This is a genomic window from Corynebacterium sp. KPL4035 (assembly GCF_037908325.1).
GTDB classification, from domain to species: domain Bacteria; phylum Actinomycetota; class Actinomycetes; order Mycobacteriales; family Mycobacteriaceae; genus Corynebacterium; species Corynebacterium kefirresidentii.
The window spans coordinates 1-17786 of sequence record NZ_JBBMGF010000018.1; the positions used below are offsets into that span (position 1 = coordinate 1).

Annotated in this window: 19 protein-coding genes; 12 read left to right on the forward strand and 7 right to left on the reverse strand. The window is 61.2% G+C overall.

What is annotated here, in order from left to right:
• Positions 1 to 5: 5 nt before the first annotated feature.
• From WMP96_RS11275 to WMP96_RS11285, 3 genes are all read right to left on the reverse strand, one after another.
• Entirely contained in the window at positions 6 to 1337 is a 1332-nt protein-coding gene (locus WMP96_RS11275; RefSeq protein ID WP_340433533.1) for an amino acid permease, read from the reverse strand.
• A gap of 99 nt (positions 1338 to 1436) precedes the next feature.
• Complete coding sequence (gene dapD / locus WMP96_RS11280) at positions 1437 to 2408, reverse strand: 2,3,4,5-tetrahydropyridine-2,6-dicarboxylate N-succinyltransferase (RefSeq protein WP_200287775.1); 972 nt, start codon at positions 2406 to 2408, stop codon at positions 1437 to 1439.
• Positions 2409 to 2425: 17 nt separating this feature from the next.
• Positions 2426 to 3784 (reverse strand): amino acid permease, encoded by a 1359-nt coding sequence (locus WMP96_RS11285; RefSeq protein WP_301716550.1) that lies wholly within the window; start codon positions 3782 to 3784, stop codon positions 2426 to 2428.
• 89 nt (positions 3785 to 3873) lie between these two features.
• Here WMP96_RS11285 and dapE point away from each other — a divergent pair, with 89 nt between their 5' ends.
• Genes dapE through WMP96_RS11320 form a run of 7 tightly spaced genes read left to right on the forward strand, consistent with a single transcriptional unit; the run spans position 3874 to position 8629 of the window.
• Positions 3874 to 4962: a succinyl-diaminopimelate desuccinylase gene (dapE, locus tag WMP96_RS11290; protein ID WP_340433520.1), complete on the forward strand. Its 1089-nt coding sequence runs from the start codon at positions 3874 to 3876 to the stop codon at positions 4960 to 4962.
• Positions 4963 to 4965: 3 nt separating this feature from the next.
• Positions 4966 to 5730: an LOG family protein gene (locus WMP96_RS11295; RefSeq protein ID WP_198492838.1), complete on the forward strand. Its 765-nt coding sequence runs from the start codon at positions 4966 to 4968 to the stop codon at positions 5728 to 5730.
• Positions 5731 to 5744: 14 nt separating this feature from the next.
• Positions 5745 to 6557, forward strand: coding sequence for a dihydropteroate synthase (gene folP / locus WMP96_RS11300; protein WP_340433535.1), 813 nt, complete (start codon positions 5745 to 5747; stop codon positions 6555 to 6557).
• Positions 6554 to 7276 carry a glucosyl-3-phosphoglycerate synthase gene (locus tag WMP96_RS11305; RefSeq protein ID WP_301716552.1) on the forward strand — a complete coding sequence of 241 codons (723 nt, stop codon included), beginning with the start codon at positions 6554 to 6556 and terminating at the stop codon, positions 7274 to 7276. The genes folP and WMP96_RS11305 overlap by 4 nt, the downstream gene beginning before the upstream one ends.
• Positions 7277 to 7279: 3 nt before the next feature.
• Positions 7280 to 7573: a DivIVA domain-containing protein gene (locus tag WMP96_RS11310; RefSeq protein WP_086588081.1), complete on the forward strand. Its 294-nt coding sequence runs from the start codon at positions 7280 to 7282 to the stop codon at positions 7571 to 7573.
• Positions 7574 to 7585: 12 nt separating this feature from the next.
• Positions 7586 to 7753 carry a DUF3117 domain-containing protein gene (locus tag WMP96_RS11315; protein WP_005323535.1) on the forward strand — a complete coding sequence of 56 codons (168 nt, stop codon included), beginning with the start codon at positions 7586 to 7588 and terminating at the stop codon, positions 7751 to 7753.
• Positions 7754 to 7762: 9 nt separating this feature from the next.
• Entirely contained in the window at positions 7763 to 8629 is an 867-nt protein-coding gene (locus tag WMP96_RS11320; protein WP_301716553.1) for a methyltransferase domain-containing protein, read from the forward strand.
• A gap of 254 nt (positions 8630 to 8883) precedes the next feature.
• Here the strand turns inward: WMP96_RS11320 and WMP96_RS11325 are convergent, their stop codons facing one another.
• Both WMP96_RS11325 and glgA read right to left on the reverse strand, forming a co-directional pair.
• Entirely contained in the window at positions 8884 to 10326 is a 1443-nt protein-coding gene (locus tag WMP96_RS11325) for a GH32 C-terminal domain-containing protein (RefSeq protein WP_023021834.1), read from the reverse strand.
• A gap of 12 nt (positions 10327 to 10338) precedes the next feature.
• Positions 10339 to 11493 (reverse strand): glycogen synthase, encoded by a 1155-nt coding sequence (glgA, locus tag WMP96_RS11330; RefSeq protein WP_340433526.1) that lies wholly within the window; start codon positions 11491 to 11493, stop codon positions 10339 to 10341.
• A gap of 109 nt (positions 11494 to 11602) precedes the next feature.
• Here glgA and glgC point away from each other — a divergent pair, with 109 nt between their 5' ends.
• Complete coding sequence (gene glgC / locus WMP96_RS11335; RefSeq protein ID WP_301716589.1) at positions 11603 to 12820, forward strand: glucose-1-phosphate adenylyltransferase; 1218 nt, start codon at positions 11603 to 11605, stop codon at positions 12818 to 12820.
• Here the strand turns inward: glgC and WMP96_RS11340 are convergent.
• The gene (locus WMP96_RS11340) at positions 12817 to 13464 is read right to left on the reverse strand and encodes an O-methyltransferase (RefSeq protein WP_301716556.1); all 648 of its coding nucleotides are present in this window, start codon (positions 13462 to 13464) and stop codon (positions 12817 to 12819) included. The genes glgC and WMP96_RS11340 overlap by 4 nt on opposite strands.
• A gap of 151 nt (positions 13465 to 13615) precedes the next feature.
• On the opposite strand from WMP96_RS11340, the gene sigE reads away from it, so the two are divergent.
• The 3 genes from sigE (at position 13616) to WMP96_RS11355 (ending at position 15348) form a co-directional block, all read left to right on the forward strand.
• Entirely contained in the window at positions 13616 to 14245 is a 630-nt protein-coding gene (sigE, locus tag WMP96_RS11345; RefSeq protein WP_301716557.1) for an RNA polymerase sigma factor SigE, read from the forward strand.
• An 84-nt stretch (positions 14246 to 14329) separates the two neighbouring features.
• Complete coding sequence (locus WMP96_RS11350; protein WP_239206839.1) at positions 14330 to 14779, forward strand: anti-sigma factor family protein; 450 nt, start codon at positions 14330 to 14332, stop codon at positions 14777 to 14779.
• A gap of 23 nt (positions 14780 to 14802) precedes the next feature.
• Positions 14803 to 15348, forward strand: coding sequence for a twin-arginine translocase TatA/TatE family subunit (locus tag WMP96_RS11355; RefSeq protein WP_340433529.1), 546 nt, complete (start codon positions 14803 to 14805; stop codon positions 15346 to 15348).
• 3 nt (positions 15349 to 15351) lie between these two features.
• Here WMP96_RS11355 and WMP96_RS11360 read toward each other — a convergent pair whose 3' ends face one another.
• The gene (locus WMP96_RS11360) at positions 15352 to 16482 is read right to left on the reverse strand and encodes an Mrp/NBP35 family ATP-binding protein (protein WP_023021827.1); all 1131 of its coding nucleotides are present in this window, start codon (positions 16480 to 16482) and stop codon (positions 15352 to 15354) included.
• Positions 16483 to 16589: 107 nt separating this feature from the next.
• Between WMP96_RS11360 and WMP96_RS11365 the strand changes: the two genes are divergently transcribed.
• Complete coding sequence (locus tag WMP96_RS11365) at positions 16590 to 17333, forward strand: hypothetical protein (RefSeq protein WP_301716558.1); 744 nt, start codon at positions 16590 to 16592, stop codon at positions 17331 to 17333.
• Positions 17334 to 17786 lie beyond the last annotated feature (453 nt).

Below are 17786 nucleotides of genomic sequence, written 5' to 3' on the forward strand. Positions count from 1 at the left end.
GGGGGCTAAGTCAGCGGCAGGGTGGAGGTGGGGTCAATGCCGCGAACCTTGGAGTTGATGACACCGGCGACGGCGAGCACCGCGAACATAGCGGCGGCGGAGAGGAGTTGGGTGCGGGCGGTGGCGTCGGTAAGCATGAGCACCGCGATGGCCGCAAAGAGCGCGAGGGCGAACCAAGTCAGGTAGGGGAAGGCCCACATGCGGATGGGAAGGGGATGGAGTGCTTCGAGCTGACGGCGCAGGCGCAGCTGGCTGACGGCGATGAATACCCACACGATGAGCAGGGAGGCGCCGGCGGCATTGAGCATGAAGGTAAGAAGCCAGCCGGTATCGGCGTAGTTGAGCACCACCATGACGGCCGAGAGCAGGACGGACAGGGCAATAGCGGTGGTGGGTACGCCGTCTTTATTGGTGGTGGTGAAAATGCGTGGAGCCTCGCCACGGGAGGCCAGCGAGTGCATCATGCGAGAGGAGGCGTAGATCTGCGAATTGAAAGCCGAGAGCAACGCAAGGACGATGACAACCTCCATGATGCCGACCGCACCCGGGATGCCGGCGCGCTCGAGAACCATGGTGAAGGGCGATTCCGCGGCCGTGGAGGCACCTCCCAAGATGGAATAAGGCAGAAGGAACGTGATGACCAGGACAGAGCCTAGGTAGAACACCGAGATGCGCAAGATAGTGGAGCGCACGGCGTTGACCAGGGACTTCTCTGGGTCCTCGGATTCAGAAGAAGCGATGGCAACCACCTCGATGCCGCCGAACGCGAAGGCTACGGCCAAAAGGCCGGCCGCGACGCCGCCGAGACCATTGGGCATGAAGCCGTCCTCGAGGAAGACGGAGGTGCCGATGAAAGAATGGCCAGGCAGGAGGCCCAGGATGAGCAGCACGCCGATGATGAGGAAGGCCACGATGACGACGACCTTGATAAGCGCGAACCAATACTCGAATTCGCCGAAACTACGCACGCGCAGCAGGTTGATGACGCCGAAGAGGACCACGCAGATAGCTGCGGGGATCCACGGCGAGACGTCGAACCAGGAGCCAATGAATCCGGCCGCGCCGGTGATTTCGGCGCCGAGCACGGCGACGGTGGCTAGCCAATAAATCCAGCCCTGGGTAAAGCCCGCCCAGCGGCCGATGCCATGTTCGGCATATTCGGAAAAAGAGCCGGAGGCGGGGATAACGGTGCCCATCTCACCCAGCATCTGCATCACCAAAATGGCCAGGAAGCCGGCGATGATATAGGCGAGGAGCACGGCGGGCCCAGCGGCGGAGATGCCGACGCCGGTGCCGAGGAATAGCCCGGCACCGATGGTGGAGCCAAGCCCCATCATGGTTAGGTGGCGGACCTTCAGACCAGAACCGAGGGAGGAGGAGTTATCAGTCACTCCTCCATCATATTTTCCCCGATTGGTCTATAGGAATCGGGGGTATTAATTCTTGTGCAGCTCGTCGTTCAGCGCGACGGCCTCGGCCTTCCACTCCACGGCCTCAACCGCACCGGAGACGGAGTTGCGGCGCAGCAGCATGCCGGAGGCACCGGAGAGTTGGGAACCCTTGACGTTCTCGCCATTATCAACGCCCAGTGCTTCCGCGACCTTGCCAAAGACGGTGACCTTGGTGCCGGCGGTGACGTAGAGGCCGGCTTCGACCACGGCGTCGTCGCCAAGCGAAATGCCAATGCCGGAGTTGGCGCCGAGCAGGCAACGCTCGCCGATGGAGATGACCTCCTTGCCGCCGCCGGACAAGGTGCCCATGATGGACGCGCCGCCGCCGATATCGGAGCCATCGCCCACGACGACGCCCGCGGAGATGCGGCCCTCCACCATGGAGGCGCCCAAGGTGCCGGCGTTGAAGTTCACAAAGCCCTCATGCATGACGGTGGTTCCCTCAGCAAGGTGGGCGCCCAAGCGCACGCGGTCCGCGTCGCCAATGCGAACGCCAGACGGCACAACGTAGTCCACCATGCGCGGGAATTTATCAACGGAGTAGACAACGACCGGGCCGCGGGAGGCAAGGCGGCCGCGCACCATCTGGAAATCGGAGACGGCGCAGGGGCCATAGTTAGTCCAAACCACGTTATTGAGGTGGCCGAAGATGCCATCCATATTCAGGCCGTGCGGCTTGACCGCGCGGTGAGAAAGGAGGTGCAGGCGCAGGTAAGCATCGTAGGTATCGACGGGGGCGTCATCCAGATCTTTGATGGAGGTCTCGACGGCAACGCGGGCCACGCCGCGCTCCTCATCTGGGCCTGCCAGCGCGGAGAACTGCTGAGGGACCTCTTCCAAGCGCTTGGTCTCGGTGGTCTCTACGGTCTTATCGGTATAAACGGCTGGGAACCAGACGTCCAAGACGCTGCCGTCATGGGTAATGGTTGCCAGGCCACGTGCGGATGCAGAAGTCATGCCCGCTAGCTTAGCAACTACCTCCGCGCCTCTGCGCGCTGGCCGGTGGGTAGTACGAAGGACAAGACGACGAGTATCGCAGCGAGGATGAGTACCGAGATGACCTGGTTGCGTGCATCCGGGTCAAAGAGCATGAGCAGGGTGAGCCCGCCCAGCGCCGCGGCCGTGACCCACGGCAGCCACGGGAAGCCAGGCACGCGCAGTTCGGTCAACTCGCCATTTTCGCGCATTTGGGGATGCAGCTTGATAAAGGAAGCCACGATGAAAAACCAGATGACCAGCAGGCACCCGCCCACTGCATTGAAGAGAAATGCTAGGAGCCCCGGAGGGTTCCAAAATTGCAGGCCTACCGAAGCGAAGGCGAAGACCATGGACAAAATGACCGCGTTGATGGGGGAGCCAGCGCGATTTTGCTTGAGGAAGAATCCCGGGGCGCAGTGATCCTTAGCCATGTCAAAGACCAAGCGGGAAGTGGCGTAGATCTGCGCGTTGAAGGCGGAGAGCAGGGCGAGGGCGATAATCGCTTCCATGAAGCCGGCCGCGAAGGGAATCTTGGCGGCCGCAAGCACCAGGGTGAAGGGAGAATCGGCGGCTACGTCGGCATCCTGGATGGAACTAAAAGGCAGAGCCATGGTGATAACCACGATGGAGCCGATGTAGAAGATCATGATGCGCACGATAATGGCGCGGACCGCGGTGGCCACGTTATGTGCTGGGTCCTCGGATTCGGCCGCCGCGATAGTAACCAATTCGATACCGCCGAAGGCAAAGGCCACGGCTAGCAATCCGGCGGCGAAGCCGGGCATGCCATTGGGCAGGAAATTAGCGGTGAAATTGGTCCCGGCCAAGGAGAGATCCATGCCGGGCAGGATGCCCAGCGCCATGAGCACGCCTATGGCAAGGAAGGCGACAATGACGCCGACCTTGATGATGGCGAACCAGAACTCAAACTCGCCAAATCCGCCCACGGCCGCGAAATTGACCACTGCGAAGAATGCCACGGCGATAAGTGCCGGAATCCACGGGTCGATATCGAACCAGCTGGAGATGATGGCGGCCGCCCCGGTGATTTCGGCGCCCATGACCATGATTAGCATGAACCAATAAATCCATCCCATGGTAAAGCGTGCCCAGTGTCCGAAGGCCTGACCGGCGTAGGTGGAAAATGACCCCAAAGAGGGGCGGGCGGCGGCCATCTCACCGAGCATCCACATCACTAGCGCAATGAGCGCGCCGGCCACGGCATAGGAAATGAGCACGGAGGTGCCGGAAATCTGGATGCCGAGGCCTACGCCGAGGAAGAGGCCGGCGCCCACGGCAGAGCCAAGGCCCATCATCGTGAGATGACGGGATTTCAATTGAGCGGTTTCGGCCATTGTTATCACCTTAGGGAGGACGAAATATTTACAGTGAAGTGAACTTTACACAATGCGGGGAGCTACGCGGGGCGCTAGCATGGCGCTTTGTGACTTTAGATCTATATGCAGACCCCATCGAACTAACCAAGGCGCTCGTGGATATTCCGAGCCCCTCCCACCATGAGGAGGCCATCGCAGACGCCGTCGAAGAAGCGCTGCGCGGTTTGGACGTCGAGGTTGCCCGCTACGGCAATACCGTGTGCGCCCGCACGAACCGTGGGCTAGATTCCCGCGTGGTGCTCGCCGGACACATTGATACCGTTCCGTTGGCAGAAAATGTACCGCATCACATGGAAACCACTAAAGACGGGGTGGAGATTATGTGGGGCTGTGGCACCGTGGACATGAAGTCAGGCATGGCCATCTACCTTAATGCCTTTGCCCAGCTGCACGAGTCGGAGGAGCTGAAGCACGATCTCACCGTCATCGCCTATGAGGGTGAAGAAGTAGCCACTGAATTTAATGGCTTGGGCCATCTGCAAAAGGACCACCCGGAGTGGCTCGAGGGGGACTTCGCGCTTCTGGGCGAGCCCTCCGGCGCCATGGTGGAGGCCGGTTGCCAGGGCTCCATCCGCCTGCGCGTGACCGCACACGGCACCCGCGCGCACTCGGCCCGCGCCTGGCTCGGCTCCAATGCCGCGCACAAGCTCGCACCGATTATGAGCCGCATCGCCGCCTATGAGTCCCGCGACGTCACCATTGACGGCTGTACTTACCGCGAGGGCCTCAATATCGTTCACCTCGAGTCCGGCGTGGCCACAAATACGCTGCCGGATGAGGCGTGGATGTTTGTGAACTTCCGCTTCGCCCCGGACCGCACGAGCGAGGAGGCGCTGGAGTACATGAAGTCCATCATCGGCGAGGAAGAAGATGTCACCATCGACATCGACGACATTGCCCCGGCCGCCCGGCCTGGGTTGGGCCAGCCTGCAGCCAAAGCTCTTATCGACGCCGTCGGGGGCAACGTCCGTGCCAAGTTTGGCTGGACCGACGTCGCCCGCTTCTCCGAAATGGGCACCCCGGCCGTGAACTTCGGCGCCGGTGACCCAGGGTTTGCGCATAAAAAGGACGAGCAGGTCCCCACCGCGCAGATTAGTGAAGTATCCACCGCCCTCCTGAAATACCTGAAGGGATAAACCATGACTCCTGAGCAGATGCGCACTCTGCGCGGCCCGATGCTGCTGCGCACCGAAGGCGAACAGGCCTCCACCTTTGACCAGCGGCTCTTGGAGTCCGGCGCGGACCATGAGTGGCAGCATGCCGATCCGTGGCGTGTGCTGCGCATCCAAGGCGAATTCGTCGCCGGCTTCGATGCGTTATCCAAGTTGCCGAAGGCCGTCACCGTCTTCGGCTCCGCACGCACCACGCCCGAGGACGCGAGCTACCAGCTGGGCGTCGAGGTCGGCCGCAAGCTGGCCGAGCACTCCTATGCCGTCATCACCGGTGGCGGCCCCGGCATCATGGAGGCAGCCAACCGTGGCGCCCACGAAGCCGGCGGGCTGTCCGTGGGCTTGGGTATCGAGCTTCCCCATGAGCAGGGCCTCAACGAGTACGTCGACCTGGGCCTGAATTTCCGCTACTTCTTCGCCCGCAAGACGATGTTCTTGAAGTACTCGCAGGCCTTCATTTGCCTACCTGGCGGCATGGGCACGATGGATGAGTTCTTCGAAGTCATGTGCATGGTGCAGACCGGCAAGGTGACCAATTACCCCATCGTGCTCATGGGCACCGAGTATTGGTCCGGCCTGCTGGAGTGGATGGACAACACGCTCGCGGCCAGCGGGTATATCAACGAGGGCGACCGGGAGCTTTTCCTGCTTACCGACGACCCCGATGAGGCCCTCTCCCACATCATCCAGCGCCACCAAGTCATGAGCGATAAGCGCATCAGGGAGCCGCGTTGAGCCTCGCGCGCGTGATGGCGATTGTCAATCGCACCCCGGATTCCTTCTATGACAAGGGCGCAACCTTTGACCTCGACCCGGCGCTGCGCCGCTGCGATGAGGTGATCGCAGCCGGTGCTTCGATCGTCGATATTGGTGGCGTGAAGGCTGGCCCCGGCAAAGCTGTGGACGCGGCGGAGGAAATCGACCGCGTGGTGCCGACCATTGAGAAGGTGCATGAGCGCCACCCGGATGTGCTCATCTCCGTCGATACCTGGCGCAGCGAGGTAGCAGAGGCCGCCATCGCCGCCGGTGCCGGCCTAGTCAATGACACGTGGGCCGGTTGGGATCCCGAGCTCATCGAGGTCGCCGGCCACCACCGCGTAGGCTACGTGTGCTCGCACACCGGTGGGATCACCCCGCGCACCCGGCCGCATCGCGTCCATTTTGATGACGTGGTGGCCGATGTCATCGCGGAAACCACCCAGCTGGCCGAGCGCGCCGCCGCTCTCGGTTGCCCGGAGGACCTGACCTTCATCGATCCGACCCATGACTTTGGCAAGAACACCTTCCACGGTCTCGAGCTTTTGCGGCGCATAGACGAGGTCGTGGCCACCGGCTGGCCGGTGCTCATGGCGCTATCAAACAAAGATTTTGTGGGCGAGACGCTAGACCGCGGGGTAGGAGAGCGCGTTGCGGGTACCCTAGCCGCCACCGCGTGGTCCGCTGCCCGCGGAGTGGCCGCTTTCCGCGTCCACGAGGTAGCTGAGACCGCAGACGTCATTCGCATAACTGCTGCCATCCAAGGCGAGGCGGCACCATTGGCAACCACGCGAGGCCTAGCATGAGTGTCTCCGTTGTCATCCCGGCCCTCAACGAGGAAGACACTGTCGCGAACGTCGTGCGTGCCTGCCTTGCCGATAATCCGCTTGAGGTGCTGGTCATCGATGCCGATTCCACCGACGCCACCGCCTCTCGTGCTGCCGTAGCCGGGGCGGAGGTACGCAATTGGCGCGATATCCTGCCAGAAGAACCGCGCCCCGGCAAGGGCGAATCCCTCTGGCGCGGGGTCGCCGCGGCGAAGGGAGACATAGTCGTCTTCGTCGATGCGGATCTTGAATCCGCTGCGCCCGGCATGGTCACCGCGCTGGCCGATCCCTTTGCCGACCCCGCGGTAGAAATGGTCAAGGCCCGCTACCGCCGCAGCCTCAACGGCCAGCCCACCGGCGGCGGCCGCGTCACCGAGCTGACAGCCAAACCGCTCATTAAGCAATTTTTCCCAGAGCTCGCTCATATCGACCAGCCGCTCGGAGGCGAATACTCTCTGCGCCGCGCCACCGCCGTCGAGCTGCCCTTTGTAGAAGGCTACGGGGTGGAAGCAGGGCTATTGGTGGACGTCGGCAAGCGGGGCACAATAGCGCAGGTGGACTTGGGAACGCGGGTGCACCGTAACCGGCCGCTGCATGAACTCGCGCCGATGGCCGAGGTAGTCGCGCGCACACTGCTCTCCCGCGCCGGGGTTACTGCGCCCGTTGCTCAACGCCCGCCGCTAAAAGGTAAGGTTTAAGCCATGCTGTCTTGGATTATGCTCCTCCTCGTCCTTTTCTCTCTGACCGTCATCGGCACCTGGGTATGGGGGTCGATTTTTGGCCGCGGCGAGGTTATGCACCCGCTCGATGAGCCGGAGAAGGTGCGCGAAAATAACCGCGCCGCTGCCCGCGAAGGACGCCTTGACCAGGTGAAATTCGAGGTTGTGCCCCGCGGGTACCGCCAGGACCAAGTAGATGATCTCCTTGCACAACTAGAAGAGCAACTATCTTCCACGCCGAAAAGGTCTAAGCTGGAAGGAAAAGAAGTTAACTAAAGGAGACTCACTATGGCAGCAATGAAGCCGCGCACCACGGGCGGAGAAATGGAAGCAGTAGAGGAGTCCCGCAAAATTGTCATGCGCATCCCCTCCGATGGCGGCGGGCGCATCGTCATCGAGCTGAGCAAGGACGAGGCCGCCGAGCTTGGTTCTCTGTTGACCGAGGTTTCTAGCTAGTCTAGGTATATGCTTTCTCATATCGTCGACATTCTGGCTGATCCCAATGATGGCACCGCGCTTTCTGGTGCCGATGATTTCTCTCGCCTCGTCTCGGAATCCGGCCACTCTTTTGATGTGGCCAAGCAGGGCTACGTCACCCTCGCGGCCGGCGCCGGACTCAAGCACAAGGGCGATGACACGGACATGGTCAACGCCCGCGAGACCTATTTGGCCATGGGGCACTTCGCGCCCTTCGTGGAGGCCGTGACTGGGGCAGTCCAAGGTGCGCTGGATTCCGCATCGTTGGCCGAATCTACGCCCGCCTCTCTGCTTGAGGTGGGCGCTGGTACGGGCTACTACTTGGCCCACACCCTCGACTCCATCGCTGAGGCCCGCGGCGTCGGGCTCGATATTTCTCCGCACGCTGCGAAGCACTTGGCTAAGTGCCACCCGCGCGTCGGTGCCGTCGTGGCCGATGTATGGGAGCGCCTGCCTATTCGTGATGAGTCCGTCGACGCTATTTCCGTCGTCTTCGCCCCACGCAATCCGGCCGAATTCCAGCGCGTACTCGCCCCAAGCGGCCAGGTCATCGTCTTGACCCCTGATGCCGGCCACTTGGACGAGCTGCGGGAGCCTTTGGGCATCCTCGGCGTGGAAGACGGCAAGGTGGAGCGCATGTACGAGCAGGCCGAGGGATACCTCGAGCAGGCGGCCGATCCGGTGGATATTTCGTTCCCCATTGAGCTCGATAAGGCCTCCGTTGCCGCGCAGGTCGGGATGAGCCCATCCGCGCGTCACATTAGCGCCGGAGAACTCGCCGAGCGCATGGCCGCTCTTCCTCCGACACTTACGGTTACCGCCCGCGCTCGACTGGACCGCCTCCGTGCAGTTTAGCCCCGGCCCTTCTGCCTCATCCCCGCCCTTCGCGCTCACCAGCAGCGCGTGGGGCGGTTCTTTTCGTTGTTCCGGTGAGTGCGAGGGGTGGTTCCTCGCCCTTGCCGCTCACCAGCACACGCTTTCCGACGCCCCAGCGTCTCCCCGTGAGCGCGAAGGGCGCGCGGCGTGACATCGCCCCGTACCGCGGTGGGCGGCCGTGCCGGTGAGCGCGAAGGGCGGGGTGGAGAACCGAGCGGGGCGTCGGGTGATGTTTAGAGCTTGGAGCCGGAGCGCTGCCAGTCCTGCTCGATGACGGCATCGCCGGAGGTTTCGACGCGCAGCCCAGAGCAACCGCCCTCGAAGTAGACGCGGGAGGCCATGGCGATGAGGCCACCATCGACGAATACCTCGACGGTGGAACCGTCTTGGATAATGGTGAGGGTGTCGGAGTCACCCTCGGCAAGCGTGGCGGTGGCGGGCTCAGAATCGGCAAAGCAATGATTGAAAGCCTTGTTCATTGAGCGATCGAGGCTGATGTCATCGCCGGAGTGGCGGATGGTGGCGGCGGGGTCACCGGCGCCGTCGAGAAGCGTGACGGTGACGCAGGAACCGGAAGGCACCTCCATGACGCCGGTCCACGAGCGGGCGTAATCGGAAAGCTTGACGGCATCGGGCAAGCCCCGGGCGGGGGCTTGGTAGAGGACGCCGCCCTCGAGGGTGACTCGGCGGGGTAAGGAAAGGGCATTGGCCCAGCCTTCGGCTTCCCACGAGGCGTGCTTGGTGGCGTCATCGCCGCGGCCGTTGCCGTTGAGGAGGCCAACGATAACGGCGCGCTCATAGCGCTGCTCGGGGGTGAGCGTGCCGGTGGTGGTGTTGGTACTGCGTGGGCGGGAGAAATCGTGGCCGAAGTCTACGCGGCGGAAGCCGGAGACCACGGTAAAGGTGGTGCCCTCCAGCCGGCCGACGAGGTAGCCGGAGACGTCGCGGCCGCCACGCTCCAAGGTGACAAAGAGGACGTCGTAGACATTGCCGTCAACCTCATCGCGCAGTCGGACTAGGCGCGGGGAGACGACCGGCGGAATGGGCGAGGTAGCGGGGACCTCGCCCTCTAGGAAGCCAGGGTCGCCGTCGAACTTGAGGCTGCCGCGCAGGCGCCAAGACACGCCGTCGGCGGATTCGAGGATGACGGGAACCGGGGCGTCGGAGTGGCCGGTGAGAGCCAACATGAGCCAACCGTCGTGGCCGTCATCGCGGTCCTCTGAGGCCCAGTCGGGCACCACGGAGGGGGAGCGGAAATGATCGAAGTTGCGGGTATTGCCCACGACTTCGCCAAAACGAACGACATTGGGGTCGAGCGCCTGAGGGTCATCGGAGACCTCGCAGATCTCGTCCACGTCAGCGTAGCGGGCGAGGTGAACGGCGATTCCGGCGGCGGTCACGGAGGTGAAGTAGAGATGGATATCGTCTGGGCCTTGGGCTACGGAACCTGCGCGCAGGGAGAGCTCGCCGCCGACGGGGGCGAGGACATCGTCACAGTCCAACCAGTCAAAGGGAGACTCTTCGGAGTATGTGTGTCCCCAGCGCGCCGGGGAGTCCGCGGTGGGGCGGTACTGGTAGAACAGATGCCAAGTATCGCCATCGCGCAGGATACCGGCGGGGGCGTCGAGGACGCCGTCTTCAGGGACAAAATGCAGTTCGGGGCGGTGGGTTGTCACGGCTATCCTTCCTTAAATCAGACTGCGGTAAATATCGACGGTCTGGGCGGCAATCGTAGCCCAAGAAAAATCACGAATGGCACGCTCGCGGCCGGCGCGCCCAAATTCGGCAGCGCGCTTTCTATCGGCGGCGACGTCATTGACTGCAGCGGCGAGATCGGCCTCGAAGGCTGCGGTATCGGTGGCGTCGTAATGCACTAGCACGCCGGTCTCACCATCGACTACTACCTCGGGAATGCCGCCCACGTTGGAGGCAACAACGGCCGTGCCACAGGCCATTGCTTCCAAGTTCACGATGCCCAGCGGTTCGTAGATGGATGGGCAGACAAAAACATCGGCACCGGTGTAAATCTGCTGGACCTCGTTGCGCGGGAGCATATCCTTGACCCAGAAAATGCCATCGCGCTGGGCGCGCAACTCATCGACCAGTGCCTCGGTCTCGGCCGCGATTTCGGACGTATCAGGGGCGCCGGCACACAAGACCAGCTGGATGTCTGGATCGAATTTCTGTGCCGCCTGCAGCAGGTGCTTTACGCCCTTTTGCCGGGTGATGCGTCCGACGAAGGCAGCGATGGGGCGCTGCTTATCGACGCCCAGCTTGTCCAAAACATCGCCCTCTCGCGGCTGCCACAGCTCGGTGTCGATGCCGTTGAGGACGACGTGGACCTTGGAGGCATCGATGCGCGGATAGGCATCGAGGATGGAGTCCTTCATGCCGGCGGAGACGGCGATTACGGCATCGGCATATTCCATGGCGTTCTTCTCGGACCATGAGGAGATGTCATAGCCGCCGCCAAGCTGCTCGCGCTTCCAAGGGCGGTGCGGCTCGAGAGAGTGGGCGGTGACCACATGCGGAATATCATAAAGCCGGGCGGAGAGGTGGCCAGCAAGGCCCGTATACCACGTGTGGGAGTGGGCGATGTCGATATCGGAGGCGGCATCGGCCATGCGCAGCCCAGTGGACAAGGTCTGCAGCGCGCCATTAGCCCCCTCGAGTGCGGGGTCTACGCCGTGGACAAGGACGTCTTTTTCTTCGCGCGGGGAGCCCATGCAGTGCACGGAGACATCGATGATATCGCGCATGAAACGGGTGAGTTCAGCTACGTGAACTCCGGCTCCGCCGTATATTTCCGGCGGGTATTCTTTGGAAAAGATTCCGGCTCTCATGCCCACCCAGAATACGTATCTCTGCTGTCATGTGCAGAATTCCGATATGGGGGTAAAAATGTGCAAAGTTCTGCTGCGGAATGTGGGATTTGCGGATAGGTTTGAAAACGTGAGAAGCCTGCCGAATGTCCTAGCCATTGTCCTCGCCGGCGGTGAGGGAAAGCGCCTTTTCCCCCTGACCGAAGACCGCGCAAAGCCCGCCGTGCCCTTCGGTGGTTCCTACCGCCTCGTTGATTTCGTTTTGTCCAATCTGGTCAATGCCGGTTATCTCAAGATTGCGGTGCTGACCCAGTACAAGTCCCATTCTCTGGACCGCCACATTTCCCAGGCGTGGAACTTGGCGGGTCCGACTCCGCAGTATATTGCCTCGGTGCCCGCCCAGCAGCGCCGCGGCAAGCGCTGGTACAACGGCTCGGCAGATGCAATTGTGCAGTCGCTGAACCTCATCTATGACGAGAATCCGGATTATGTCATCGTCTTTGGCGCAGACCACGTATACCGCATGGATCCGGCACAGATGGTAGAAGAGCATATCGCCACCGGATTGGATTGTTCGGTGGCTGGTATTCGCGTACCGCGCTCGGAAGCGACGGCCTTTGGCTGCATCCAAGCCGATGGCATGGGCACGATCACACAATTCGTGGAAAAGCCCGCGGACCCACCGGCTACTCCGGACGATCCGAATATGAGCTATGCCTCGATGGGCAATTATGTCTTTACAGCGCAGGCGCTTATCGACGCCCTTTTGGAGGACGAAAAGAACGAGGACTCGGCCCACGATATGGGCGGCGATATTATCCCGTACTTTGTGGAGCGGGGACAGGCGCATGTGTACGATTTCATGGCCAATGAGGTACCCGGTTCTACTGAGCGTGACCACGGGTACTGGCGCGACGTCGGCACCATCGATTCCTTCCACGAGGCGCACATGGACATGATTTCGGTGCACCCGATTTTCAACCTTTATAACCAGAATTGGCCGATCCACTCGACGGATGATTCCAATTTCCCACCGGCCAAGTTCGTGCAAAACGGCATCGCGCAGTCCTCGATGGTGGCCCCAGGCTGCATCGTCTCTGGCGGCACTGTGCGCAATTCAGTGCTGGCGTCCGATGTCCATGTGGCCGACGGAGCTACGGTTGAGGGATCAGTGATCCTGCCTGGCGTGCGTATCGGGCGCGGTGCAGTGGTGCGCCGCGCGATCCTAGATAAGAACGTCGTTGTTAGCGATGGTGCGATTATCGGAGTGGACCGCGAGCGTGATGAGGAGCGCTTTAAGGTTTCTGACGGCGGCGTGGTCGTCGTCGGCAAAAACCAGAAGGTCTAGAGCTTCGTCACGAGGGTGAGCCCAGAACCCAGCGGCAAGCGGGTTACGCTTGCCCCCTCGAGCTCGCGCAGGTACTCGTCTGCTTCGCGGGCGGCGGCGGTGTCGCGGTCGGTCCGGGAGGCGTCGGCAAGCGTGCCATCGAGCAAAGAATTAGCCAAGACTAGGGTGCCGCGCTGGTGCAGCAGTGGCCACGCGGCCTTGATGATGGCAGGTAACTCGAGCGCGGCGACGTCGGCGTAGATGACCTGATAAGCATCGTTGGCGAGGCGACCCATGACCTCGAGCGGGCGCGATGGCAAAAAACGGCCGCGGGATGGCGCATAGCCGGCCTGGCGGAATGCGGTCTTGGCGCTGCGCTGGTGCTCCGCCTCGGGGTCGATGCAGGTCAAAATGCCGTTATCGGGCATGCCGGCGAGCACATAGAGGCCCGCTACATTGGCGGCCGGGGTAATGGCCACAGCTTGGGGACGCTCGGTGGAACCAGTGGAGGCGGCCGTCAGGGTGGTGAGCAGCTGGCCGGTGGATTCATCCGGGACTGGCAAGCCGTACTCTGCGGCGTGGTCGCGTGCGCCACTTAGGGCCGGGGATGCTTCGCTGGTGGTCTCGATATAAGAACGCAGTGCTTCGTATGCGGTATTAGTCACGTAATAAACCATAGGGAAAAGTGTCCGCCAATGTGGCAAAAACGCGCTTAGCCAGCAAGGTTGTGGTCGGTGGGGATAATGTGACGGGTTCACAGGATATTATCAGCACTATGGCTGGAGTTTCTGTGCTGAGTGTAGAAAGATGACATGCATGACAAAGATGAAGCGCGATGCCGAATCCCTTCAACCTGCAACCTCTGAGGCAGAGTTGGCCGGTACCGCAGCATTCGATGCTGGCACGGGCGACATGCCCGCTTGGGGTGACCTCGTGGCCGAGCACGCCGATGGGGTCTACCGCTTGGCTTATCGCCTGTCTGGCAATCAGCATGACGCCGAGGACCTCACCCAGGAAACCTTCATGCGCGTCTTTCGCTCCTTGGACAAGTATCAAGCCGGAACGTTTGAAGGCTGGTTGCACCGTATTACCACTAACCTCTTTTTGGATATGGTGCGTCACCGTTCCAAGATCCGCATGGAGGCCCTGCCAGAGGATTATGAACGCGTTCCTGGTACGGATATGACCCCGGAGCAGGCTTATTCCGTGGCTAACCTGGATCCAGCTTTGCAGTCCGCGCTCGACGGGCTGGCTCCCGATTTCCGCGTGGCCGTGGTCCTGTGCGATGTCGTTGGGATGAGCTATGACGAGATTGCAGAGACCCTTGGTGTCAAGATGGGTACGGTGCGCTCGCGCATCCACCGCGGCCGTTCCCAGTTACGCGCGGCGCTAGAAAAAGAGGCGCAAACCAATGCGGAAACGCGCATGCTGCTGCGTACGCGCTAAACTTTAGAGAAACTGCATAGTCCCCGCTGCCGGCGGGGACTTTCCGCGTCAATGAAGGCCGAGCAACTAGTGGAGGAGGGATCGATGGACTCGCTGCGGGGACGCCGAACCTTGTCCACGCTGAGCGTGCACGGCGGATTTGATGCCGCCCAAGCCAAGGCTCGCGATAGGGCGAAGGCCAAGGCGCGGCGTAGCGATACCATCGGGCATTTGGGCCCAGAGGCGGTTGTTGCCTTTGTGGACGGTGAGATGGAGCCAAAATTTATGCACCGTGTGCGCATTCACCTGGTGCACTGCGCTGAATGCCGCGCGGATGTGCATCAGCAGCGTCGTGCCTCGGAATGGGTGCGCCACTGTGCGGAGTCCGCAACGGTCAAGGCGCCGCAGTCCTTGCTCGCGAAGCTCGCAGGCATTGCCTCGGAGGAGGTAACCCCGGGGCCCGATGCAGCAACGCCAGCGCACCGGCCCCAGCAGGACTTCTTGGACAAGGTGGAGATGGTGGTTCGCGCAATCAAGCACAATCAGCGCGGCTAAGAGCGAGGGACTAGTATTTAAGCGTGTTTTCTTCCATTGGTTGGCCCGAGATTTTCGTCATTGTGCTCTTGGGCATCATAGTCATCGGCCCAGAACGCATGCCTGAGGTGATTAAGGACGTGCGCGCAGCCATCTATGCGGCGCGGAAGGCCATCAATAATGCCAAGGCGGAGCTCAATGGGGAGATGGGCTCTATTACCTCGGAATTTGATGATATCCGTGGCCCGCTTACCCAAGCCGCGCAGTGGACGCGTCTGGGGCCGAAGGGCGCAATCACCAAGGCGCTTTTTGACGGCGACGAATCCGCCTGGGATGACTTCAATCCCCAGAAGATGGCAGAAGATATTAAGAGCGATACCGCTCCCAAGGAGCCGGAACAGCAGAAACCGCAACAGCGCCCAAGCTTCGACTATTCCCAGGTTTATGCCGAGCAGCCGCAGCAGCCACAGCCGCAGCAGCGCGCCGCAGCTTCGCAACCGCAATCGACGGAGCAGCCTGCGCCCGAGAAGAAACCGCCGCGCGGTGGGGAAGAATCCACCGGCGGCGGCATGTGGGAAGATGTAACCTAGGGGCTAGTTCACGCCCAAGTTCAGGTTTTTGCCCACTAGGGAATCGGAGCGGATGGCCAGTTTATCGGCCACCGCCTGGATCTGTTGGGCGGCGGGGGACTCGGGGGCGTCTATAACGATCGGCGTGCCGGCATCGCCACCGCTGCGTAGGGTGGGATCCAGAGGCACCGAAGCCAGCAGTGGAACCTCATGGCCAAGAATGACGCCGAGGCGATCGGCCACAATCTGTCCGCCGCCGGTACCAAAGACATCCATGGTGGAACCATCCGGCATGACCATAGCGCCCATATTCTCAATCACACCGGCCACGCGCTGGCGCGTCTGCTGGGAGATGGACCCGGCACGCTCTGCCACCTCGGCAGCTGCGGCTTGCGGGGTGGTAACGATGAGCAACTCCGCATTAGGAATGAGCTGGGCCACGGATAGGGCGATATCGCCAGTGCCTGGAGGCAGATCCAGCAGGAGAACGTCTAGGTCACCCCAGAAGACGTCGGCCAAGAACTGCTGCAATGCACGGTGGAGCATAGGTCCGCGCCAGACCACAGGGGCGTTGCCTTCGACGAATTGCCCGATGGAGATGTGCTTAATGCCATGGGAAATCGGGGGCAAAAGCATCTCATCATCGAGAACGGTCGGGCCATCGGTGCAGCCCAGCAGATTAGGAACAGAGTGGCCGTAAATATCGGCATCGACGATGCCGACTTTAAGCCCCTTGTGCACCAGCGCTGCGGCGAGATTTACCGTCATCGAGGACTTGCCGACGCCGCCCTTGCCAGAAGCCACCGCAAAGACTCGCGTGGTGGATTCTGGCTTGGCAAACGGGATTTCCGGCTCAGCTTGGCCGCCACGGAGCTTCTTTTTCAGCTCTCGGCGCTGCTCATCACTCATGGCTTCCATCGTCACGGTGACGTTTCCTACGCCCTCAATATCCTCTACTGCTGCGCGAGTATTGGACTCGATGGTGGACTTCATGGGGCAGCCGGCGATGGTGAGGTAAATTTCTACGGCTACATCGTTTCCGGTGACAGAAACTGATTTCACCATGTTGAGCTCGGTGATGGGGCGCCCGATTTCGGGATCTTCAACGCGGGAAAGTGCCTCGCGTACGGCGGATTCAGTAATAACGCTAGACATAACCCTTGCCATCTTAGTCGGGCCGCAACAGGAGGTAAACACGCCCCCTCGGTGTAGAATCATCTAGACGCTCGAGCGCCGCCTAACTGAAGGAGAATAGTATCGCCATGCGCAGCTGTGCCCGCCCTGCCCACGCCATTGCTGGCGTGGTGCTCTCTGCCATGCTGCTTACCGGCTGCTCCTCCCAGTTTGATGGAGATCCTTATGCGGATAATGCTAAGCGTGCGCCCGTTGGCATCATGGTAGATGCTGGTGAGACCGACCAAGTAGTGCTGGCGGAGATCTTTCGCCAAGAGCTGATCAGTCAGGGGCGTGAGGCCTCCCTTGTTAGGGAGGATATTTTCCAAGAGTCTAAGTCCGGTCGCTATTTGAACCCCAATGGTAATTTTTATGTCGGCTGCACGGGGGCTTTTCTCAGCGTTCTCAATCCCGGTGAGGCGCGGGAAGTCTCCAAGGACTACAGAAAAGCTCAGCACTCCTCCCAACCAGGCGGTGAGGACTACCTAGCGCGTACTCACATCGCTTTAATGTCTGCACTTCCAGGCGACCTAGCCGCGGTGGAACCATCCAGCGCCACTGGCTGTGAGGACGCGGAGCCAAAGCTCCCCGAGAATTTTGTGGCGCTCTACCAGGATGATCTCTTGGACCGCGAGGAACGCCAATCTATAGCTTCATTGACGAAGTTCATCACGCGAAAAGACATCTCTGAATTGGCGCAAGAGGCAGAGCAAAAAGGCGACGTGACAAAAGTGGTTCGCACGTGGCTGCACGGCTCCGGCACGAAAATGCTCGATGAGGAAGGCGACTCAGATTCTTCCGGTGGGTCTGATCTCACCGGAGGCTCCAAATAGTTTTTCTTTGGCGGGTAGGCGAAAGTTTCCAGGCGTCGACAACTCGGAAACCACCAAGTCAAGTAAAACCAACGGGCCCGACAGCTCGTGGTTATCTGAACGGCGCCCAAAGCCTTCGAGCTTGACGTAGATGCCAATTCCCGAACAATTCAGCAGGTCCGATCAACGGTGCTGTTGCGAACGCGGTCGGCCATAGCACAGCAATACCCTCACTCCCTCCTTTCGCGCTCACCGGTAACGCACCTTTCTCGCAGCGGTCACTCCCCGTGAGCGCGAAAGGAGTGAAGTGTGCGCTAAGAACGTGAGAGGCAAGGAGAGTCGAGTCAGAAGAAAGTTCTAGTTGAGAAGCGAGCCGAGTCCGTAGTTCCTGAGGAACGGGCAGATTCTAGTGGTCGTGGAAACACTTCCTATGTTTCGGTTGAGTTTATCAGTGCGGCCATTTTCTCGGCTGGT